This is a genomic window from Amycolatopsis sp. NPDC049159 (assembly GCF_040648295.1).
GTDB lineage: Bacteria > Actinomycetota > Actinomycetes > Mycobacteriales > Pseudonocardiaceae > Amycolatopsis > Amycolatopsis pretoriensis_A.
In genome coordinates this window covers 364,401-385,892 of the sequence record NZ_JBEZDL010000004.1, presented here as the reverse complement: position 1 = coordinate 385,892, position 21,492 = coordinate 364,401, and the positions used below count along the sequence as shown (strand labels likewise).

At 72.6% G+C, this 21,492-nt stretch carries 18 protein-coding genes and 1 pseudogene; 10 read left to right on the top strand and 9 right to left on the bottom strand.

The features are described from left to right. Nucleotides 1–101: 101 nt before the first annotated feature. A pseudogene (locus tag AB0B33_RS10615) lies at nt 102–412 on the top strand (hypothetical protein); the annotation flags it as partial. On the opposite strand, the gene AB0B33_RS10610 reads toward AB0B33_RS10615, so the two are convergent. From AB0B33_RS10610 to AB0B33_RS10600, 3 genes are all read right to left on the bottom strand, one after another. After that, a complete protein-coding gene (locus tag AB0B33_RS10610) occupies nt 375–1,805 on the bottom strand; it encodes a DUF1996 domain-containing protein (RefSeq protein ID WP_360769400.1) in 1,431 nt (476 codons plus the stop codon). The pseudogene AB0B33_RS10615 and the gene AB0B33_RS10610 overlap by 38 nt on opposite strands. A 319-nt stretch (nt 1,806–2,124) precedes the next feature. Continuing rightward, a complete protein-coding gene (locus AB0B33_RS10605; protein ID WP_360769397.1) occupies nt 2,125–3,027 on the bottom strand; it encodes a hydroxymethylglutaryl-CoA lyase in 903 nt (300 codons plus the stop codon). Nucleotide 3,028: 1 nt separating this feature from the next. Continuing rightward, the gene (locus AB0B33_RS10600; protein WP_360769394.1) at nt 3,029–4,246 is read right to left on the bottom strand and encodes a CaiB/BaiF CoA-transferase family protein; all 1,218 of its coding nucleotides are present in this window, start codon (nt 4,244–4,246) and stop codon (nt 3,029–3,031) included. Between the two features lie 116 nt (nt 4,247–4,362). Here AB0B33_RS10600 and AB0B33_RS10595 point away from each other — a divergent pair, with 116 nt between their 5' ends. Both AB0B33_RS10595 and AB0B33_RS10590 read left to right on the top strand, forming a co-directional pair. Then, nucleotides 4,363–5,163 carry an IclR family transcriptional regulator gene (locus tag AB0B33_RS10595; protein ID WP_247023709.1) on the top strand — a complete coding sequence of 267 codons (801 nt, stop codon included), beginning with the start codon at nt 4,363–4,365 and terminating at the stop codon, nt 5,161–5,163. Nucleotides 5,164–5,512: 349 nt separating this feature from the next. Beyond that, nucleotides 5,513–6,904: an MFS transporter gene (locus AB0B33_RS10590; protein ID WP_360769391.1), complete on the top strand. Its 1,392-nt coding sequence runs from the start codon at nt 5,513–5,515 to the stop codon at nt 6,902–6,904. On the opposite strand, the gene AB0B33_RS10585 is transcribed toward AB0B33_RS10590, so the two are convergent. After that, complete coding sequence (locus tag AB0B33_RS10585; RefSeq protein ID WP_360769388.1) at nt 6,873–7,388, bottom strand: AAA family ATPase; 516 nt, start codon at nt 7,386–7,388, stop codon at nt 6,873–6,875. The two genes, AB0B33_RS10590 and AB0B33_RS10585, sit on opposite strands and share 32 nt — an antisense overlap. 25 nt (nt 7,389–7,413) lie before the next feature. Then, on the bottom strand, nt 7,414–8,028 hold the full coding sequence (locus AB0B33_RS10580; RefSeq protein WP_360769385.1) for a sigma-70 family RNA polymerase sigma factor: 615 nt from the start codon (nt 8,026–8,028) through the stop codon (nt 7,414–7,416). Between the two features lie 238 nt (nt 8,029–8,266). Between AB0B33_RS10580 and AB0B33_RS10575 the strand changes: the two genes are divergently transcribed. From AB0B33_RS10575 to AB0B33_RS10560, 4 genes are all read left to right on the top strand, one after another. Continuing rightward, nucleotides 8,267–8,665 (top strand): pyridoxamine 5'-phosphate oxidase family protein, encoded by a 399-nt coding sequence (locus tag AB0B33_RS10575; RefSeq protein WP_247023706.1) that lies wholly within the window; start codon nt 8,267–8,269, stop codon nt 8,663–8,665. 149 nt (nt 8,666–8,814) lie between these two features. Next, nucleotides 8,815–10,314, top strand: coding sequence for a GAF domain-containing protein (locus tag AB0B33_RS10570; RefSeq protein WP_360769514.1), 1,500 nt, complete (start codon nt 8,815–8,817; stop codon nt 10,312–10,314). Further along, a complete protein-coding gene (locus AB0B33_RS10565) occupies nt 10,311–10,970 on the top strand; it encodes a response regulator transcription factor (RefSeq protein WP_360769381.1) in 660 nt (219 codons plus the stop codon). The genes AB0B33_RS10570 and AB0B33_RS10565 overlap by 4 nt, the downstream gene beginning before the upstream one ends. Nucleotides 10,971–11,080: 110 nt before the next feature. After that, nucleotides 11,081–11,515, top strand: a complete 435-nt coding sequence (locus AB0B33_RS10560) for a hypothetical protein (protein WP_360769379.1) — start codon at nt 11,081–11,083, stop codon at nt 11,513–11,515. A gap of 40 nt (nt 11,516–11,555) precedes the next feature. On the opposite strand, the gene AB0B33_RS10555 is transcribed toward AB0B33_RS10560, so the two are convergent. Both AB0B33_RS10555 and folE read right to left on the bottom strand, forming a co-directional pair. Further along, complete coding sequence (locus tag AB0B33_RS10555) at nt 11,556–12,767, bottom strand: FAD-dependent oxidoreductase (protein ID WP_360769376.1); 1,212 nt, start codon at nt 12,765–12,767, stop codon at nt 11,556–11,558. Beyond that, complete coding sequence (folE, locus tag AB0B33_RS10550) at nt 12,764–13,372, bottom strand: GTP cyclohydrolase I FolE (protein WP_247023702.1); 609 nt, start codon at nt 13,370–13,372, stop codon at nt 12,764–12,766. The genes AB0B33_RS10555 and folE overlap by 4 nt, the downstream gene beginning before the upstream one ends. 88 nt (nt 13,373–13,460) lie before the next feature. Here folE and AB0B33_RS10545 point away from each other — a divergent pair, with 88 nt between their 5' ends. Then, nucleotides 13,461–14,114 carry a helix-turn-helix domain-containing protein gene (locus tag AB0B33_RS10545; RefSeq protein WP_360769373.1) on the top strand — a complete coding sequence of 218 codons (654 nt, stop codon included), beginning with the start codon at nt 13,461–13,463 and terminating at the stop codon, nt 14,112–14,114. On the opposite strand, the gene AB0B33_RS10540 is transcribed toward AB0B33_RS10545, so the two are convergent. After that, nucleotides 14,111–15,334, bottom strand: a complete 1,224-nt coding sequence (locus tag AB0B33_RS10540) for a TSUP family transporter (RefSeq protein WP_360769371.1) — start codon at nt 15,332–15,334, stop codon at nt 14,111–14,113. The genes AB0B33_RS10545 and AB0B33_RS10540 overlap by 4 nt on opposite strands. A 111-nt stretch (nt 15,335–15,445) precedes the next feature. Between AB0B33_RS10540 and AB0B33_RS10535 the strand changes: the two genes are divergently transcribed. Continuing rightward, a complete protein-coding gene (locus AB0B33_RS10535) occupies nt 15,446–16,489 on the top strand; it encodes a LacI family DNA-binding transcriptional regulator (protein WP_360769511.1) in 1,044 nt (347 codons plus the stop codon). Nucleotides 16,490–16,656: 167 nt separating this feature from the next. Further along, entirely contained in the window at nt 16,657–20,748 is a 4,092-nt protein-coding gene (locus tag AB0B33_RS10530) for a beta-galactosidase (protein ID WP_360769368.1), read from the top strand. On the opposite strand, the gene AB0B33_RS10525 is transcribed toward AB0B33_RS10530, so the two are convergent. Beyond that, nucleotides 20,729–21,433, bottom strand: a complete 705-nt coding sequence (locus tag AB0B33_RS10525) for a DUF6008 family protein (RefSeq protein WP_360769365.1) — start codon at nt 21,431–21,433, stop codon at nt 20,729–20,731. The genes AB0B33_RS10530 and AB0B33_RS10525 overlap by 20 nt on opposite strands. Between the last annotated feature and the right edge of the window lie 59 nt (nt 21,434–21,492).

Sequence of the window (21,492 nt, the reverse complement as noted above, 5' to 3'; positions counted from 1 at the left end):
GGCACCGGTGGCTACCGCCCCTGTGCTGCCCAGACCCGCGCCGAAGCCCGCCGATCGCGGCCCAACTCCGGCAGAATCGCCGCCTGCCCCCCAGCTGCGGGTCGCTGACCTGGGACCAGGGCAGCGAGATGGGTCGTCACCACGAGTTCGGCATCGCCACCGGAATCCCGGTCCACGTCTGCGACCCGCACCCGACGTGGCAACGCGGCTCCAACGAGAACCCCGACGGCCTGCTCAGCTCAACCGCCGTCCACGCGAAACGCTCGGCTGGGACATCCCAGCCGAGCGTTTGGCCAAGCTCCTGACCGAAGCCAGTCGATCACCTGTGGTGCGACGACCCCGGGAATCCGCCGGTCGGGGGAATTCCGGTCAGCTCACGCCCGGCAGGTCCGTCCGCGGTTCACGCAGTTGACCAGCCCGTTCATGATCCGCTGCGACATCACGTTCGCGAAGTCGTCGTGGTCGGAGAACGGGTTGTGCTTCTCCTGCGGGAAAGCGTCCACTTTGTACTGCTTCTTGACCTGGATGTCGTGCGGGATGTCGTAGGTCAGCGAGATCTGCAGCTGCGGCACTGCCTTGAAGCCCTTGGCGCACCGGCCGTTCTGGTCCGGGAACACGATGTGCGTGCGGTGGTTCGCGCTGTCGGTGTTCTGCCCGTCCCAGCAGCTCGGGAACGTGTGCACGCGCTTGACCTTGCTGTTCTCCGGGCAGATCGGGTACTTCTCGGTGACGCGGTTTTCGAACCCGCTGCACGTCCAGCTGGCGCGGGCGTTGGCGGTGCCGTTGGTCGAGACCTTCGCGTCGCCGTAGAGCACGCGCAGGAACCGCGGCATCGCCACGACCTTGCCCACCGGGCTGCCGCGGAAGGTGATCTGGACCTTCTGCGGACGCAGGATCTTGCCGTCGTTGCCGGGCAGCTCGTTGTTGTCGTCCTGCCCGGGCAGCGCACCGCCCGCGGTGCTGCTCGGCGGCGGCGTCGGCGATCCGGTGTCCTTGCCGGGCTTCGTCCCGCACGGCAGGCCGCCGATGCCGCCCGGCTTCGGCGCGAACCGGCCGATCGCGGTGAGGATCCGGTCGATGATCGCCTTGCGGCGGTCGTTGAGCGGGCCGATGATGCTGTTTTGGACGAGGTTCTCGCCGCCCTGGCCCTGCGTCGCCGCGACCTTCTTGTTCGCCTCGTCGGCCTGGGAGTCGAGCTGGTCGAGGTTGCTGTCCACTTCGTCCATCGCCTGGTCGGGGATGTCCGGCAGCTTGCTCGCGACGTCCGGGCAAGCGATCTGGACCGTCTTCGACTCCTGGGCGGCCTGCGCGCGGTCGCCGTCGGGCGCCTTCGCGGGCTCGTTCTTCTCCTCTTCGCCGGTGTCGATCCGGACGACGGGCCAGAAGTAGGCGGACTTGTCGCCGTTGCGGCAGGTGGTGCCGGCCTTCGCGAGGGTCTTGTTGGTGGAGTCGGCGTTGGTGGAGAGGTTGCCGACGTAGTCGTGCAGGTGCTGGGCGCCGTTGCGGACCCCGGGCTGCGCGATGAAGTTGTCCGGGTTGAAGTGCTGGTTCTCGTTGCGGCCGCAGTCGACGGTGAACGTGCCCGTCGCGGCGCCGTAGACCGGCCGCGGGTCGAACTGGTTCGGCTTCACCTTCAGGATGTCGACGAAGAACGCGGGGTTCGCCTCGTCGGCGCTGGCTTCGCCGGTGTTTCCGGTGGTCGTCGCGACGACGATGCCGCCGACCGCGATCGCGAGGGCGAGGCCGCCGGTCGCGATCTTGGTTCTGCGGGACAGGCGGTGCCGTCCTTGGGTGCTGCTGGGCATGGGGAAATCCTCCGGGGTGTCGGGCTGGCGGGAACGCGCGACACTGAACGGGTACGAGCCCAGGCTCGTGCCCATCAGGAATGCGTCGGCAAGGAACGGCTTTCCGGCTGGTCCACTGACCCGACATCAGTGGGTGCGCGCTCACCTGCCCGTGGCCGCGTCGTCAACCGGCTGGTTATCGTTCCGTTATGGAAGTTACACGGGCCTTTGACACCGGGCAAGCACTGAAAAAAGTTTGAACCGAACTGAACCCCCGTCCGTATCCCCAGGTGAGGCCCGGCGACTGGGCCCGGCCGGAAAGCCTTGCGCGAACCCGGGATCAGCGCAGCGGCGCGGGCACCGCGGGAATGGCGGCCAGTGCCGAGCCGAGCCGGTGGCCGACCGCGAGGCCGACCTGATCGCGCACCTCGGCGAGTTTCGCGACGTCGATTCCGGTCGCGATTCCTTCGCCGTGGAAGAAGTCGACGAGGTCGTCCGTGCCGACGTTGCCGGACGCGCCCGGGGCGAACGGGCAGCCGCCGATCCCGCCCAGCGCGGCGTCGAACCGGCGGATCCCGAGCGAGAGCCCCTCCCACGCGTTGGCGGCCGCGCGCCCGTAGGTGTTGTGCAGGTGCAGGCCGAGCGGGACGTCCGGCAGTTCGTCGCGCACCGCCGAAACGACCGCGCGCAGCCGGCTCGGCCGGGCGGCACCGATCGTGTCGGCGAGGTGGACGACCCGTGCGCCGAGCCGGCCGAGGCGCGCGGCCACGTCGGCGGTCCGGTCCGGCTCGGTGTCGCCGTCGAACGGGCAGGCGAACGCGGTCGCGACCGACGCTTCGAGCGCGACCCCCGCGCCGGTGAGCAGTTCGGCGCACCCGGCCAGCCGGTCGAGCGCCGCGGCCGTCGGGACCCCGGCGTTCGCGGTGCTGTGCCCGTCGCTGGCGGAGACGACCAGCCGCACCGACCTGGCGCCGGCGTCGATCGCCTGCCGCGCCCCGCGTTCGGTGAACACGAGGGTGTGCAGGCAAGCGGGAGTGTCCGGCAGCAGCGCGCGGAGCACCTCGCCGGTGTCGGCCAGCTGCGGTACGCGGCGCGCGGAGACGAAGGAGCCGACCTCGAGCGCGCGGACGCCGGCGTCGACCAGGCCGCGGGCGAGCCGGACCTTTTCGTGCGTCGGCACGGTGAGGGACTCGTCCTGCAGCCCGTCGCGCAGCACGACCTCGGTGATGAGGACTTCGGTCACGTCAGATCACTCCCTTTTCGCGGAGGCCGGCGACGGCGTCGCCGGTGATGCCGAGCTCGGCGAGCACGGCTTCGGTGTGTTCGCCCAGGTCCGGCCCGAGCGAGCGGGTGCGCCCGGGCCGTTCGGCCAGCGCGGGGACGATGCCCGGGAAGGTGACTTCGGCTTCGCGGCCCGCGCCGACGCGCACGCGGTGGCGTTCGTGCATGCCGCGGGCCTCGAAGTGCGGGTCCTTCGCGATGTCCGCGGCGGTGAGGATCGGGCCGCTCGGCACGGAAGCGGCCAGCAGCGCGGCTTCGGCGGCTTCCTGGGTGAGGGTGGCCGCCCACGCGCCGATCGCTTCGTCGAGCAGGCCGGTGTGGCGGACGCGCCCGGCGTTGTCCGCCAGCCGCGGGTCGGCCGCGAGGTCCGCGCGGCCGATGGCGTGCGCGAGCCGGCGGAAGATCGCGTCGCCGTTGCCGCTGACCACGATGTACTTGCCGTCGGCGCAGCGGTAGGTGTTGGACGGCGCCACCCCGGGCAGCGCGGAGCCGGCCGGGCCGCGCACGACGCCGTGCGCGTCGAAGTCCGGGAGCAGCGACTCCATCAGGGAATAGACGGCTTCGTAGAGCGCGACGTCGACGACCTCGCCGGGGCGGGCGCCGGGCTCGCGTTCACGGCGGAGCAAGCCCATGAGCGCGCCGATCACCGCGTAGAGACCGGCGACGGAGTCGGCGAGGCTGACCCCGACGCGGGTGGGCGCCTGGCCGGGGTAGCCGGTGAGCGCGCGCAGCCCCCCGATCGCTTCGGCGACACCGCCGAAGCCGGGCCGGTCGCGGTACGGGCCGGTCTGGCCGTAGCCGGAGACGCGCACGACGACCAGCCGCGGGTTGAGCGCGCGGAGCTCGCCGGGCCCGAGCCCCCAGCGTTCGAGCGTGCCGGGCCGGAAGTTCTCGAGCAGGACGTCGCTGCGCGCGGCCAGCGCCCGCACGATGTCCTGGCCTTCGGGACGGCGGAGGTCGACGGTCACCGAGCGCTTGTTGCGGCCGAGGGTGCGGAAGAGCAGCGAGGTGTCGCCGTCGTGCAGCCGCCAGCGCCGGAGCTCGTCGCCGGTGCCGGGGCGCTCGACCTTGACGACGTCGGCCCCGAAGTCGGCCAGCAGCCGCCCGGCGGTGGGCGCGGCGATGAAGTTGCCCAGTTCGACCACCCGGAGGCCCGCGAGGGGCCCGGATTGTTCACTCATGCCCGACTCCAAACCACTATGTGAGTTGTCAACTCAGAATACGGGCGTGTGTCGTGGAGTCAATGGGGGCGAGCGTCGCTAGACTGTGCGGCACACCACGGGCACGGGGCGGGGCGATGGCAGAGGAAGAGCGCAGCGGCGGCGGGACGACGCCGGTGCTGGTGCTGCGCAAGTTCAAGCAGATCCTCGAGTCGTTCACGATCGACGACCCGGAGCTGACGCTGCAGCAGATCACGCGGTCCACCGGGCTGCCGGCGAGCACGTGCCAGCGGCTGGTGCACAACCTGGTGCGCGAAGGCTTCCTCGACCGCTACGACGACACCTACCGCGTAGGCCTCGGCCTGGTCCGCTGGGCGGCGCCCGGCACGTTCGGCCTCGACCTGGTCCGGTTGACCCGCCCGGTGCTGCAGCAGCTGCGCGACGAAACGGGCGAGACGGCGTGCCTGTACGTCCGCGACGGCGCCTACCGCACGGTGATTTCGCTGGCCGAGTCCCGCCACCCGGTGGTCCGGCTGTTCGTGGTCGGCATGGTGATGCCGCTGCACGCGGGTTCGGCGGGCAAGGTCTTCCTGGCCTGGGACAAACTGGCGATCAAGGACGCGATCGGCCACGGTCTGGCCCGGTTCACCCCGCGCACGGTGGTGGACATCGACCTGCTGACCGAGCAGCTCGGCCAGATCCGGTCGACGGGTTATGCGGTGAGCTTCGAGGAACGTGACCTGGGCGCGGCGTCGTTGAGCGCCCCGGTGTTCGGGCTGAACGGCGAGGTCGGCGCGGCCATCGGGATCGGCGCCCCGACCCAGCGCATGACACCGGCCGACGTGCCGCGGTTGGCACCGGTGGTGGTGGAAGCGGCCCGGCGAGCCTCGGAGCGGCTGGGGTACCGGCCGGGCGTGGAGCAGGTCTCCGGCCTCTGAGCGGGCTGCGGGATTTGGTCCCGCGGTCCGCAACGTCATGAACGAGTCGTTCACCTCGCCGGATGCCGGGGCTCCGGCAAAGACGCGTCGGTGTGGTCCGCAACGTTGTGCCGGTCTGGGGCGTGCGGATCACCGGCGGCAGAGTTGCCCGGCCGTGCGACTTCGCCGGGACCTGCGGGGCGGCGAAATTCCCGGTCGGTCCCCTCTTGTCCGGATCCACGCCCCGACCTGCGATCCGGCGCCACCTGACCCATCCTGTCCCCGTCCCGTGAGTCCTTGACTCCATCGCACCTGCCGTCACATTATGGGTTGGCCAACCACATAGTGGCGAAGTCAAAGGAGACGACGGATGGCCCACCTCCCCGACGCGGCGCCGGACACCGGCACGATCGCGGGCCGGCTCGACCGGCTGCCCATCACCCGCACCCATCGGCGGGCCACCGTCGCCGTCGGGCTCGGGCTGTTCTTCGACTTCTACGAGGTCTTCCTGACCGGGGTGCTCAGCTCGGTGCTCGTCGAAGAGTTCGCCCTGACCAAGGCCGACCTGCCGCCGCTGCTCGCCTCGACGTTCGTCGGCATGTTCTTCGGGGCGCTCCTGCTCGGCCGGCTCGCCGACCGGTTCGGGCGGCGCGGGGCGTTCCTCGTGAACCTCGGGCTCTACTCGGTCTTCTCGCTGCTCGGCGCGTTCAGCGGCAGCGCGCTCATGCTGCTGGTCACGCGGTTCTTCGCGGGCATCGGCCTCGGCGCGGAGCCACCGCTGGCCGACACCTACCTGACCGACCTGCTGCCCGCCCGCAAGCGCGGCCGCTTCATCGCCTGGGCCTACACGCTCGCGTTCTGCGGCTTCCCGGTCGTCGGCTTCCTCGCCCGCGGCCTGACCGACCACGAGGTCTTCGGCATCGCCGGCTGGCGCTGGCTGTTCGTGATCGGCGCGCTCGGCGCCGCCGCGGTCTTCCTGCTGCGCCGCGGCCTGCCCGAATCGCCGCGCTGGCTGGACTCCGTCGGCCGCACCGAGGAGGCCGAGCACCTGGTCGCCGGCATGGAGGCCGAAGCGCGCGGGGCCACCGCCGGCACCCCGGCCCCGCCGCGCGGCGTCACCCGCAAGCGCGTCGCCGCACCCGTGCGCGAGCTCTTCGCCCCCGCCCTGCGGCGGCGGACGTGGATGATGGTCGTCTTCCACATCCTGCAGACCCTCGGCTACTACGGCTTCGGCACGCTGGTCCCGCTCGTCCTCGCGGCCAAGGGGTACGCCGTTTCGCAGTCGCTGCTGTTCGCCGCGCTGACCTACCTCGGCTACCCGGTCGGCTCCGCGCTTTCCCTGCCGATCGTGGAACGCGTCGAGCGCAAGTTCCTCGTGATCGGTTCGGTGCTGGCGATGGCGGTGTTCGGCATCGCGTTCGGCTATGCGGGTTCGATGGCGCTGATCCTGATCTTCGGCTTCCTCTACACCGCGACCAGCAACCTCTTCTCGAACGCGTTCCACATCTACCAGGCCGAAATCTTCCCGACGGCGCTGCGTTCCACGGCGTCCAGCGGCACGTACTCGCTCTCGCGCCTGGCCAGCGGCGCGATGCCGTTCGTCCTGGTCCCGCTGCTGAGCTCGCACGGCCCGACCACACTGTTCCTGGTCGTCGCGGGCGCGCTGGTGGTGGTCGCGGTGGACATCGCGGTCTTCGGCCCGCGCACCACGGGCCGCCGCCTGGAGAACGTCAACGACGCGGCAGCGCGGCCGATTCGATGACCGCCACCGCCTCGCCGACCGGCAGCCGCGCGGTGTCGACGACGAGGCGCTCGCGCGTCCACGGCTCGTACTCGCGGTCCACGATCTGCTGCCACGTCGGCGGAACCAGGTCCGCGATGCCGACGTCGCGGGTTTCCGCGCGGCGCCGGTGTTCCGCGGGGTCGGAGCAGACGATCTCGGCTTCGAGCACCCGGGCGCCGGCCCGGAGCCCGGCCTCGCGCCACGCGTCGCGGGTCACCGCGAGCGGGTTCACGCACTCGGCGATCACGCTCACGCCGGTGCGGAGCAGGTCGGCCGCGACGTCCTGGGCGACGACGTAGCCGACCGGCCCGAGCGGCTGCGCGAGCGGCGACGAACGGACGATGGCCTGTTCGATCGTGTCGACGCGCAGGAACGCGAAACCGGTGCGGCGGGCCAGTTCCGCGGCGACGGTGGTCTTGCCGGTCGCGGGCAGGCCGCCGACGGCGATCAGCAGCGGGGGCACCCCGGGATGATCGCACGCGCGGCCCTCACGAGGCGTGCTTCTGCGCGAGCAGGCCGCGCCGCAGGGTGGCCAGCGCCCGGTGCTGGGCGACGCGGACCGCGCCCGCGCTGGCGAGGCCGACCGCGGCGGCCGTCTCCTCCGCGGTCATCCCGAGGATGATCCGCAGCACCAGGATTTCGCGCTGCCGCGGCGGGAGCGTGTCGAGCAGGCCGGACGACCAGTCGAGCGCCGCCGAGCGCTGGACCTCTTCGCCGGTCGGGTCGTCGCCGGTCCAGCGGTCGGCGGGCGGCTCGGCGACCGGGCTCGTGCGGTCGCGCGCCCGGCGGCGGTGAAAGTCCGACACCTTGTGCGACGCGATGCCGAAGACGAACGCCAGGAAGCCGTCGGCCGCGTAGCGGTAGCCGGGCAGCGCGTTGACGATCGCCAGCAGCACGTCCTGCGCGCAGTCCTCGGCGTCCGACGAGCCGTCCTGCCAGGTGCGGAGGCGGCCCAGGCAGTAGCGGAACACCAGCGGCCGCAGGGTGTGCAGCAGCCCGGCCACCGCGGCGCGGTCGCCGCGGATCGCCGACCGGACGAGGTCCGGGTCCAGGGTGAACGTCGCCGGGGGAGCGGACGCGCCCTCGGCGGAGTGCGGCGACATCGACCTCACCCTTTCCCACACTCGCCGTCACGGATGATCACGACGCTAAGTCACTCCGCGTGGTCGCCACACCGGCCGGCCGGCCGCTGCGGCCCGGGTCTTCCGGCCCTGGTGCGCGGGACCGCGGTGTGCGTCCGCGCGCCCGCGGCGGTGGGCGGGCCGAACGGCCCTATCGGGGCGCCCGGGCCACCGATCACGCTGGTGACCGGGTTATTCACAGGAGAAACACAGGGACGCGATGGTGGACGACGTGGGCTTCGGGCTCTTGCTGGACCGGCAGCAATGCCTGGCGCTGCTGCGGACGGCGAGCCTCGGGCGGGTGATCTTCACCCACCGGGCGATGCCGGCGGTCCGCCCGGTCCGCTTCACGGTCGTCGAGGACGCCGTGGTGTTCGCCGTCCCGGCGGCCAGTCCCCTCTACGCGGGTGCGCGCGACGCCGTCGTCGCGTTCGAAGCCGACGAATACGCCGACGACCTCGGCGCCGGCTGGTACGTCAGCCTGCTCGGGCGGGCCGCCGAGTCCGGCGCGGTCGACATCGCCTGCCCGTGCCCCTGCCCGGTGCCGCCGGGCCACCGCTTCCTGCGCGTCCCGGCCGAGTCGATCAGCGGTCACCGCCTCGCCTGCCACGCCCAGTAACGAACCGGCTCCGCCGATCGACCCACCGGATGGACGAACCGGATTGGGCCGACGCGGGCAGTCTTCTGTGGCACCCTTGACGGCCCGGGAGTGGCCCGGGATTCGGGCGGAGCCTGCGGGGTCGACGGGAAGTGACGGACGAGATCAGCATGCCGGCGATCCTCGCGGCCGTGGGCGGCATCGCCCGCGAGCTGGAGCTGCCGTCGCTGCTGGAACGCGCGGTCGCGACGACGTGCGAGCTGGTCGGCGCCCCGCGCGGCCGGCTGGAGCTGCCGGAAAACGGCGTCGCCCGCTTCGGCGGCGAGCCCGGTGCCGGCGCGGTCGAGCTGCCGGTCCGCGCCGGGCCGCAGGTCTACGGGACCCTCGTCATCGAACCCGGTCCTGGCGGCGGGTTCTCCCGGCGGGAACGGGAAGTGCTGGGCGCGCTCACCGCGGCGACCGGGATGGCCGTGGAAAAGGCCCTGCTCGTCGACCAGATGCGCCGCCGCGAACGCTGGCTCGAAGCCTCTTACGACGTCACCGGCGCGCTGCTCGCGTCGCAGAACTTGAACACCACGCTCCGGCTGATCGCCGAACGCGCCCGCATCGTCGCCGGCGGCACGGCGGGTGCGATCGCCCGCCCGGCCGGGCCGGGGCAGCTGATCTTCGACGTCGTCGAGCCCCCGGGCGACGACGCCGACCGGCTCACCGGGCTGACCGTCCCCACCGAAGGCACCGCCACCGGCGTCGCGTTCGCGACCCGCCGCCCGGTCGTCGTGCGCGACTACGGCGAGCGCGTCCAGGAGGAGCAGCGCGACCGCGCCGGGCCGATGCCGGCGATGATCAAGGACCTCGACTCGGCCATCTCGGTGCCGCTGCTCGTCGGTGAGGACACCCTCGGGGTGCTGGTGGTCGCGAAGTTCCGCGACAAGTCGCCGTTCACCGACTCCGACGTCCAGCTGGCCGAGACCTTCGCCGGGCACGCCGCCCTCGCCGTCGAGTTCTCCCGCGCGCAGGAAGCGCGCCAGCAGCTGGCGGTGTTCGAAGACCGCGACCGGATCGCCCGCGACCTGCACGACCTGGTCATCCAGCGGCTCTTCGCGACCGGGCTGGGCCTGGAGGGCGTGAGCAGGCTGATCGCCGACCCGGCGGTCGCCGCGCGCGTGGCCGGGTTCGCCCAGGACCTCGACGGCACCATCCGCGAGATCCGCAACAGCATCTTTTCGCTGCAGGCACCCGCGCAGGCGCACGGCAGCCTCCGCGCGGAGCTGCTGCGGGTGGCCGTGGACGCCCGCGACACGCTGGGGTTCGAGCCGCGCGTCGGGTTCGACGGGCCGCTGGACGCCGCGGTGCCGGACGCCGTCCGCTCGGACTTGATCGCGTCGCTGCGCGAGGCGCTGACGAACGTCGCGCGGCACGCCGGGGCGACGTCGTCGTCGGTCGACGTGACCGTCGACAGGCTGGGCCGGCGGCTGACCCTGGTCGTGCGCGACGACGGAACGGGCCCGCCGCCGGACCGCGACCGGGTCAGCGGGCTCGGCAACCTGGCCGCGCGGGCCGCCCGCTGGGGCGGGACGTGCGTGCTGGTGGCCGCCGAAGACGGCGGCGCCCGGCTGGAATGGACCGCCGAACTGCCGGCCAGGGCCGGCGAGCAGGGGAGTGGACGATGACGATCGCGGTGTTCCTGCTCGACGACCACGAGCTGGTCCGGACCGGGCTGAAGACCGTCTTCGAGGCCGAACCCGACATCGAAGTGGTCGGCGAGGCGGGGACGGCGGCCGAGGCGCTGGTGCGGATCCCGCAGGCCCGCCCGGACGTCGCGATCCTCGACGTCCGGCTGCCGGACGGGCAGGGCGTCGAGGTGTGCCGCGAGATCCGGTCCACTGTGGAACCGCCGCCGGCGTGCCTGATGCTGACGTCCTATTCGGACGACGACGCGCTGTTCGGCGCGATCATGGCGGGCGCGGCGGGCTACATGCTCAAGCAGGTGTCCGGCCGGTCCCTGATCGACGCCGTCCGCACGGTCGCCGGCGGCGGCTCGCTGCTGGACGCCACGCTCACCGCGTCGGTGATGAACAAGCTGCGCGGGGAGAACGTCGCCACCGCCGACCCGCGCTACGAGCAGCTGAGCCCGCAGGAACGCCGGGTGCTCGACCTGGTCGCCGAGGGCCTGACCAACCGCCAGATCGCGGAGCGGCTGTTCCTGGCCGAGAAGACGGTGAAGAACTACGTTTCGTCGGTGCTGCACAAACTCGGCGTCGAACGGCGCACGTCGGCGGCTGTCTACATGTCCCAGCGGCGCGCCGGCCCGGACCGATCGGGCTGAATCCGGGACCGATCGGCCGCAACCCGGTGGGGCGTTCGACGTATCCAGCCGCCGATGCGGTACACCTGTCGGGGGACGCACGGATCGGCGTGCGCGGTGGAGGGGACGGCATGTCGGGGTTGTCGAGCGGGGACTACGTCACGCAGCAGATCCGGGCACTCGCGCAAGCGGTGCGCCGGGAAGGGGCCGGCGGCGTCGGCACGCGCAGTTTCCAGCTGGCGGAGCACTTGGCGGCGGAAGGTGGCGTCCACCGCGGCGACATCATGACGGCCACGGCGACGCTGCTGGCGATGACGGCGTGGTGCGACGGCGAGGTCGAGTCGGCCCGCAGGTTCGCCGAGCTGGCCGGGGAAAACGACGAGGACTCGCGGGAGCTGGTGACCCACCTGCTGCGGCTGGAAGCCGGGGCGGATCAGGGCTGGCTGCCGCAGGAGCAGGTCGAGGCGCTGCTCGAGTACGCGCAGAAGGCCCGCCGCGGGGATCTGGTGCTGCGGGTGCGGGCGCTCGCCGGCGCCCGCCGCGGCCGGCACCGGCGCGCGGACTGACGTCGAGCGGGGGCCGGAGTCCACTCCGGCCCCCGCTCTGTCAGTGCGAGTCGAGTGGCCGGCCGGGATCGGCGAGCCGGTCCGGGTCGACCGCGCGGCCGCTGAGGATCAGCTCGCGCACCGCGTCGAGGCCCTCGTCCCAGCGGTTGACGTGCAGGCCCGCGACCACCCGGTCCCCGGCCAGCCAGAACGCGTGGAACGCCTCGGCGTCGCCGCGGCGCACGACCCGGTCGTAGCCACCCGGCGGGAACCAGCCGGTGAACTCCAGGCCCGCGTCGTACTGGTCCGAGAAGAAGTAGGGCAGCTCGGCGTATTCGACCGCCTGGCCGAGCATCGAGCGCGCCGCCGCGGGGCCGCCGTTCGTGGCCGCCGCCCAGTGTTCGACGCGGATCGTCCGCTCGTAGTGCGGGTGCCACGCGCTCGCGACGTCGCCCGCCGCGTAGACGTCCGGGTCTTCGGTGCGCAGGGCCGCGTCCACGCGGACGCCGTCGTCGACGGTCAGGCCCGCTTCTTCCGCGAGCTGCGTCTCCGGCCGCGCGCCGATGCCCACGACGACCACGTCGGCCGGGATCTCGCCGTCGTCGGTCAGCACCGCCGAAACCGCGTCGTCGCCGGCGAACCCGGTCACGCCGGTGCCGAACCGCAGCTCGACGCCGTGGCCGCGGTGCAGGTCCGCGAAGAACCCGCCCAGTTCCGGGCCGAGCGCGGCGTGCAGCGGCGAGGGACCGGGCTCCACGATGGTCACTTCGCAGCCGTAGGTGCGCGCCGCCGCGGCGGTCTCCAGGCCGATCCAGCCCGCGCCGGCCACGACGACCCGGCCGCCCGCCGAGAGCGCCGAGCGCAGCTGGTCGGCGTGGGACAGCCGGCGCAGGTAGTGGACGCCGGCCAGGTCGTGGCCGGGCACCCGCAGCCGCCGCGGCGAGGATCCGGTGGCCAGCAGCAGTTTCGTGTAGCCGAGGCGCTCGCCGCCGGCCAGCTCGACCTCGTGGGCGGCGCGGTCGAGCGCCTTGGCCCGCTGTCCGGTCCGCACCTCGACGTCCTGCTCGGCGTACCACTTCTCGTCGTGGACGAACACCGACGCGCGGTCGTCCTGGCCGAGCAGGTAGCCCTTCGACAGCGGCGGCCGCTCGTAGGGCAGGTCCGGTTCCGCGCCGACGAGCACGATCCGGCCCGCGAACCCTTCCGCGCGCAGGGTTTCCACGGCCTTCGCGCCGGTCAGCCCGGCGCCGATCACGACAAAGGTGTCGGTCATGCGCTCACCCCGGTCAGCGCGAAGAACTCCTGGCGCGTCTTGGGTTCCTCGCGCAGCAGGCCGTGCAGCGACGACGTGACGGTGAGCGCGCCGGTCGCCCGGACCCCGCGCAGCGACATGCACAGGTGCTCGGCTTCGATCACCACGCCGACGCCCTTCGGCGAGAGGTGCTCCTGCAGCCAGTCCGCGACCTGCTTGGTCAGCCGCTCCTGCACCTGCAGGTCGCGCGCGAACAGCTCGACGACGCGGGCGAGCTTCGACAGGCCGAGGATCCGGTCGCCGGGGAGGTAGCCGACGTGCGCGACGCCGCGGAAGGGCAGCATGTGGTGCTCGCACAGCGACTGCACCGGGATGCTCTTCGCCAGCACGAGCTCGTCGTAGCCCTCGTCGTTGGGGAAGGTCGTCAGCTGGAAGTCGCGGGGCCGCAGCATCTCCGCGTAGGCGTGGGCGACCCGGCGCGGGGTGTCGCCCAGGTGCTCCGACGTCGGGTCCTTGCCGAGCGCCCGCAGCAGATCGGCGACCGCTCGTTCCGCCGCGTGCAGGTCGACGGCGTCGCGGTCGTGGACGACACCGAGGTGCCGCAGCGGGACGGGTTCGACGCTCACGGGCGTGCCTCCTTCTAAAATCAAGTCGAGCCGACGTTAGAAGCTCTCCGGGGTTTTCGTCAACAGTTTTGTGTTTTAGAATGCGGTGATGCAGGAACCCCAGGCCGGTGCGCTGGCCGCGGTCGCGGCGCTCGACGAGCCGACCCGGCGCCGGTTGTACGAGTTCGTCGTCCGCCAGCCGGAGCCGGTGAGCCGCGACGACGTCGCCGCCGCCCTCAGCGTGCCCCGCGCGACCGTCGCGTTCCACCTCGACCGCCTGGTGGACGAACGGCTGCTGGCGGTCGGCCACGAACGCCGCACCGGCCGCACCGGCCCGGGCGCCGGACGGCCGGCGAAGCTGTACCGCAGGTCCGACCGGCAGGTGAGCGTCTCCCTGCCGGAGAGGCAGTACGAACTGGCCGGTCAGCTGCTCGCGACCGCGGTCGAGGAGGCCGACGAGACGGGTGACCCGGCCCGCGAAATCCTGGTCCGGCGAGCCCGTGAGCGGGGCGCGGAACTCGCGCACGGGGCGGACATCGTCGGCACGCTCGAAGAAAACGGCTTCGAACCGCGCGTCGAGGGGGCCGAGGTGCTGCTGGGCAACTGCCCGTTCCACCAGCTGGCCCGGACGCACCAGCGGCTGGTCTGCGAGATGAACCTCGGCTTGGTCGAGGGGATGCTCGCCGGCGTGGGGGACGACCGGCTGCGTGCCCGGCTGGCACCGGGGCCGGGGCTGTGCTGCGTGCGCCTCGGGCCTGCCTAGCGGGGGAGGAAGGGAAGCACGAAGAGAACGGTGCCGAAGCCGACGAGCGCGGCCGAGGCGACGCGGTGCAGGTGGCGGCCGGGGAGCCTTCGTGCCCAGCGCGCGCCGAGCAGGACGCCGGCCGCGGAGAGGACGCCGAGGAGGCTCCCGAGTCCGAAGTGGACGGAGCCGTGCAGGGCGTAGCCGACGGTCGCGAACCCGACGAGCGGCAACTGGATGAGCTGCCCGGCGGCGACGGTGGTGAGCACGGGCACGCCGAGGGCGAGGAGGACGGGAACGAGCAGCACGGGCCCGCCGGTCCCGGTGAGAGCGGACCCGAACCCGACGAAGACCCCGACGGCAACTGCGGCGAGGGGCGGCAGCTCGCGCCTACGCCCGAGCTCGCCTGGTGAGGGGTCGGTGGGCTTGGGTTGTGCTGGCGTCCGGGTCGTCACGGGCTGGGTGGTTGGCGTTGTGGCGGGTGGCTCGGGTTGGGGTGGTAGTTCTCCGGTGGGCAGTGCGGGTTCGGTCGGCGGTGCTGCGGTGGGTGACTCGGGCTTGGCGGTTGGCGTTGTGGCGGGTGGCTCGGGTTGGGGTGGTAGTTCTCCGGTGGGCAGTGCGGGCTCAGCCGGCGGCACTGCGGTGGGCAACTCGGGCTTGGCCGGTGGTGTCTTGGCCGTTGGCGCGGCCTCGGCTGGCGGTGCTGCGGCGGGTAACCCGGGCTCGGCGGGTGGCGCGTCGCCAGGCTCGGCCGGTAGCGCCTCGGGCGTTGCCGTTGTTGCGGGGTGAGCCGGGCCGAGCTCCGCCGCCGTCCCGGGCTCGTCCGTGAGTCCCTTGCGTGGCCGTCCCCAGAGGTTGAACGCTCCGGACCCCGCCGTGAGCGTTGCCAGCACCAGCCACAGCGCCGTTGCCGGTACCGCGCCGTTCACCAGGGCTCCCGCGGCCGCCGCCGGGGCCGCGCCGAGGGTGAGCCAGCCGCCGAAACGCCAGGGCATCGCCTGGTTGCGGGCGTACGCGAGCGTGCCGGCGATGCCCGTGAACAGGAAGCACCAGCTGCTCGTGCCGGCCGCCGCGTGGATGTCGAGGCCCGCCAGCCACGTGAGCGCGGGTGGCAGCAGGACCCCGCCGATGCCGACGATCCCGATGCAGATCCCCACCGGGACCGCGACGAGCAGGACGGCGATCACCGCCCGAACCGCTCGGGAAACCGGGCGTTCTCCACCCGCCGACGGTAACCGCACGTGGTCCGGTCCGCTCGGCTGGTCCCGGCCCGGCGCGGGAAGCCCGGCGCCCGCCGATTCGGCGGTAACGTCTCGGACGTGGGGACAAGGCGCGAGGTGGAAGGGGCCAGGGTGGTGGACCGGGCGAAGGCGGGGGAGCAGACGAGGGCGGCGGCACCCGGGCCGCGGCAGCCGAGCCTCGCCGACGTCGCCGGCATGGCCGGGGTTTCGCACATGACCGTCTCACGCGTGGTCAACGAGAGCGGGCCGGTGCGCCCGGAGACCCGCGAGCGGGTGCTCGCCGCCGTGCAGAAGCTCGGGTACCGGCCCAACACGGCCGCGCGCACGCTCGTCACCGGCCGGTCGGGCACGCTCGGCGTGGTCGCGCTGGAGTCGAACCTCTACGGGCCGGCGAGCACCTTGTACGGCATCGAAAACGCGGCGCGCGAGGCCGGCTACGGCGTCGCGATCTGCAGCGTGACCCGCCCCGGCCGGACGTCGATCGGCGACGCCGTGGAGAGCCTGCGCCGCCAGGCGGTCGAAGGCATCGTCGTGATCGCCCCGCACGTGACGGCCGGCCGCGCACTGGCGGCGGCCCCGTCCGACATCCCGTTGGTGGCCGTCGGCGGCGGCGAGTCGGCCCCGGTCCCGGTCCTTTCGGTCGACCAGTACGACGGCGCCCGCCGCGCCACCGAGCACCTGCTCGCACTGGGCCACCGGACGGTCTGGCACCTCGCCGGCCCGGAGGACTGGCTCGAGGCCCGCGACCGCGAACGCGGCTGGCGGGAGACGTTGGAGGCCCGCGGCCTGCGAGTCCCGGCCCTGGTGCGCGGCGACTGGAGCCCGCGCTCGGGGTACGAAGCCGGCCGCGCGCTGGCCGGCAAGCGCGGGCTCAAGGCGGTCTTCTCGGCCAACGACCAGATGGCCCTGGGCTTGCTGCGGGCGTTCACCGAGGCGGGGATCCGGGTGCCGGAGGACGTCCACGTGGCGGGCTTCGACGACGTCCCGGAGGCGGCGTACTTCTCCCCGCCGCTGACGACGGTCCGCCAGGACTTCATCGAGGTCGGCCGCCGGACGTTCGGTCTCCTGGAGGAACGCATGGCAGGCGGCGACGCGGGGGCCCGGCACCTGGTGCCCGCCGAGCTGATCGTCCGGGAGAGCACCGGACCGCGCTGAATCGTCTCGAATGACCCGTTCACGACATTCGCCCGCGTACTGTTAGCGCTAACGCGACCTCGGCACTGATCCATCTCGGTGTTGTATCTTGACCGCTTCTGTGTGATCAGCAAAGGATCGTGTTCGATTCTGGTCCCCCGCCGTGCCAGGAAGTGTCAGGAGGCCACATGCGCCGCGTCCGGACGTTGCTGACCGCTCTGCTCGCGATGGTCTTCGCGGTCGCGGGGGTGACCGTCCCGCAAGCCGCCGCGGCCGCGCCACCGAAGCAGGGGCACACCGTCACCTACGACGGCTACTCCTTCCTCGTCGACGGGCAGCGGACCTACCTCTGGTCCGGCGAGTTCCACTCCTACCGCCTCCCCAGCCCCGACCTGTGGCTCGACATCTTCCAGAAGATGAAGGCCGCCGGCTTCAACTCGACCTCGCTCTACTTCGACTGGGGCTACCACTCGCCGCGTCAGGGCGTCTACGACTTCAGCGGGATCCGGGACCTCGACAAGCTCCTCGACATGGCGCAGCAGGCCGGGCTCTACGTCATCGCGCGGCCCGGGCCCTACATCAACGCCGAGGTCGACGGCGGGGGCTTCCCGACCTGGCTGTCCACCACTCCGGGCCACACCCGCAGCGCCGATCCCGGCTACCTGAAGTACTCCGACGAGTGGCAGACGCAGATCGACCGGATCATCGCCCGCCACCAGCTGACCGACGGCACCGGCAGCGTCCTGGCCTACCAGGTCGAAAACGAGTACTACAACGGCAACGCCGACGGCCGCGCGTACATGAAGCACCTCGAGGACAAGGCCCGCGCCGACGGGATCACCGTCCCGCTGGTCGGCAACAACAACGGCACCTTCAACGCCGGGGAGGCCGCGCTCGACGTCGACGCCGCCGACTCCTACCCGCAGGGCTTCGACTGCTCGAACCCCACGCGGTGGAACGGCGTCCCCGACATCAGCTACGACCACGTCCCCGGCAAGCCGCTCATCACCGCCGAGTTCCAGGGCGGGGCCTTCGACCCGTGGGGCGGTCCCGGCTACGAGAAGTGCGCGCAGCTGATCAACGACCAGTTCGCGAACGTCTTCTACAAGCAGAACATCGCCGTCGGCGCGACCGGGCAGAGCTTCTACATGCTGCACGGCGGCACGTCGTGGGGCTGGAGCGCGATCCCGCAGAACTACACCTCCTACGACTACGGCGCCGCGATCACCGAAGGCCGCCAGTTCGACCCGAAGTACGCCGAGGACAAGCTGATCGGCTCCTTCACCCAGTCCGTCGCCCCGCTGACCAAGACCGACGGGCTGGCCGCCGCGCCGCTCACCGATCCCGCGCTCACCGACACCGCGCGGATCAACCCCGACACCCGCACGCAGTTCCACACCCTGCGGCACACCGATTCGACGTCGACCGCCACGAACACCACGAGCATCGCGCTCGACCTCGCCGCGCGCGCCGGCTACACCTACGACGACCGGGCGGCCGAGGTCGGCTACACCGGCACCTGGAGCCACGTCGGCCCGGAGGTCGACTACACCGGCGGGGACTACCAGCACACGGAGTCCTTTTCGGAGGTCACCGGCGACAGCGTCAGCATTCCCTTCACCGGAACCGGGATCCGCTGGGTGACGTCGAAGGACCCGAGCCACGGCATCGCCGACGTCTCCCTGGACGGGTCCAAAGTGGACACGGTCGATCTCTACGCGGCGAGCAAGCAGAACCAGGTCACCGGCTACCAGGTCCGCGACCTGCCCGCCGGGGCGCACACGCTGAAGATCACCGTCACCGGGCAGCGCAACGCCAAGGCCACCGGCCCGTTCGTCGTGGTCGACGCCGTCGACCTGCTCTCCGGCAGCACCGACTACTACCCGGTCGTGCCGCAGCAGGCGGGCACCGGGCTCACGCTGAACGGCCGCCAGTCGAAGATCCTCGTCGCCGGCTACGACCTCGGGCAGACCCGGATGCAGTACTCGACGTCCGAAGTCATGACGTCCGCCGCCATCGGCGGCCGCGACGTCGCCGTCCTCTACGGCGACCACGGCGGGCCGGGGGAGACCGTCCTGCGGTTCGCGAAGCAGCCGTCCGTGCAGGTCCTCGGCGGCGCCGCGACGTCCACCTGGGACGCCGCCCGCGGCGACCTGCGGCTGAACTACACCCACGACGGCCTGGCCCGCGTGCTCGTCACCGCCCCCGGCGCGCGGCCGCTGCTCCTGCTGCTCGCCGACAAGGCGATGGCGGCCACGTTCTGGCGCCAGGACACCGCGGCGGGCCCGGTCCTGGTCCGCGGCACCGATCTGGTCCGCACCGCGGCCACGCGGAACGGCACCCTCGCCCTCACCGGCGACACCGGCACCGACGGCGCGTTCGAGGTCTTCACGGCGGCGAAGTCGGTGCTGTGGAACGGTTCCCCGGTGCCGGTCAAGCCGACGTCCAGCGGCAGCCTCACGAGCACCGCGCCGACCGCCGCGCCGGTCACCCTGCCCGCGCTGACCGGGTGGAAGCACCAGCAGGAGTCGCCCGAGAGCCGGCCCGGGTTCGACGACTCGGCGTGGCCGGTGGCCGACAAGGACACCAGCAACAGCTCGACCACGCTCGGCACGAAACCGGTGCTCTTCGCCGACGACTACGGCTTCCACACCGGCAACACCTGGTACCGCGGCCGGTTCACCGGCGACGGCAAGCAGACCGGGATCACCCTCTCGAGCCAGAGCGGCGGCCCGGCCGGCGCCTTCTCGGCGTGGCTCAACGGAGTCTTCCTCGGCAGCTCGACCGACCCGCAGCACACGTTCACCTTCCCCGCGGGCGCCCTGCGCCCGGGCGAGAACGAGATCTCCGTGCTGACCGTGAACATGGGCCACGAGGAGGACTACGGCGCGAACAACGGCAACAAGGCGGCCCGCGGCCTCACCGCGGCCCGGCTGACCGGCGCGCCGCTGACGTCGGTCACCTGGCGGCTGCAGGGCGTCCGCGGCGGCGAGACCGGCCTCGACCCGGTCCGCGGCACGCTCAACACCGGCGGCCTCTACGGCGAGCGCGCCGGCTGGTCCCTGCCCGGCTTCCCCGACGCGAACTGGGCCCCGGCGTCCCTGCCGGTGAAGGACACCACGCCGGGCGTCTCGTGGTACCGGACCACCGCGGACCTCGACCTACCGCGCGGCCAGGACACCTCGCTCGGGCTGACCATCACCGACGACCCCGCGCGGCAGTACCGGGCGCTCCTGTTCGTCAACGGCTGGCAGCTCGGCCAGTACATCAACCACCTCGGGCCACAGCACAGCTTCCCGATCCCGAACGGCGTGCTGAACCCCAACGGGCACAACACGATCGCCGTCGCCGTGTGGAACCTCGACGGCAGCACCGGCGGGCTCGGGAAGATCGCCTGGACGAACTACGGCAGCCACCGCTCGCCGCTGACCGTCCGGCCGAACGCCTCGCCCGGCTACGACCCCGCGCGGTACGCGATGCCGCCGGCACCGACCGCGGGCGTGTCGCTCACCGCGCCGGACACGGCCTCGGGCGGGCAGCCGTTCACGGCGTCGGCGACCGTGCGGGTTCCGGCGGGCGCGCCGCCGGCGTTCGACGTCAAACCGGCGCTGACCCTCCCGGCCGGGTGGACGGCCGGTTCCGCTTCACCGCCCTCGGCCGCGCGCATCGACGGCGGGGGCTCGGCCACGTTCACCTGGACCGTGACGCCGCCGTCCACAGTGGACACCGCGGCGCTGAAGGTGGCGGTGGCCTACCGGCAGGCCGGGCGCCCGGGCTCGGTGACCGGGGAACGGATCGTCGGCGCGGTGCCGCCCGCGCCACCCGCGGGCCAGGTCGCGGTGAGCTCGCTGCCCTTCCTGACCGCGACGAACGGCTGGGGCCCGGTCGAACGCGACACCAGCAACGGCGAGGCGGGCGCGGGCGACGGCAAGCCGATGACCATCGGCGGGGTGGCGTACGCGAAGGGCCTCGGCGCCCACGCGGCCAGCGACGTCCAGCTCTACCTGGCGGGCACGTGCACCCGGCTGACGGCCTCGGTGGGTGTCGACGGCGAAACCGGCACCGGCGGCAGCGTCGCCTTCAGCGTGTCGGTGGACGGCACCACCCGCGTCACGACGCCGGTCGTCCGCGGCGGCCAGGCCGCGGTGCCGATCGACGTCGACGTCACCGGCGCCCAGGTCCTCGACCTGCTGGTGAGCGACGGCGGGGACGGCAACGGCAACGACCACGCGGACTGGGCGGTGCCGACGCTGACCTGCGCTACGCCGCCCGCCGGGTGACTTCGGGGAGCGGGCGCACGAAGAACGTCGCCCGCACTTCCCGGCGTTCCTTCCACAGGTGGTACAACGCCAGCCCGAAGATGATCGAGCCCGCGACGTTCGCGATGAAGTGCCACCAGACGCGGTAGGTGGTCAGGCCCGGGCCCGGGTCGACGAGCCCGAAGAACGTCGACAGGCCGATCGCGCGCGAGCCGAACGCCACCGACAGCGTGAGGACGAGGTGCTCGAGCCCGTGCAGGCCCTGCATCCACACGCCCATCTTCGCCCAGCGGCGGGCGCGGGTCTTGAGCGCCCGCCGCGTGATCACCATGACGCCGGCGAGGCCGGCCAGGAAGATGAAGTTGCCGGTCAGGTGCAGCAGCTCCATCCCGAACGTCGGCCGGTTCGGCAGCACCGCCTGCAGCCCGTTCGCGAGCCCGGTGCCCCACGGTGTCATCCACGCGGGCGCGTTCGGGTGGCCGAGCCAGTACCCGGCCTGGGCGATGTGCTCCTGCACGTGCCCGAGCTGCCCGAGCACGCCGATGCCGATCACCGCGGCCGAGCCGCGGTAGACCCACGGCCGCACCGGGCCGCGGTTCGCGTACGCCAGGACACCGACCGCGGCCCACATGGCCAGCGCCCAGAGGACTATCAGGACGGCTCCCGCGGTGTCCCAGCCCGACATCCCCGTCATCGGCATGTCCATGACCGCCTCCTGTCGTCGAGGCCGAGCCTAACGCCGTCACGGGGCGGGAAACGTCTTCC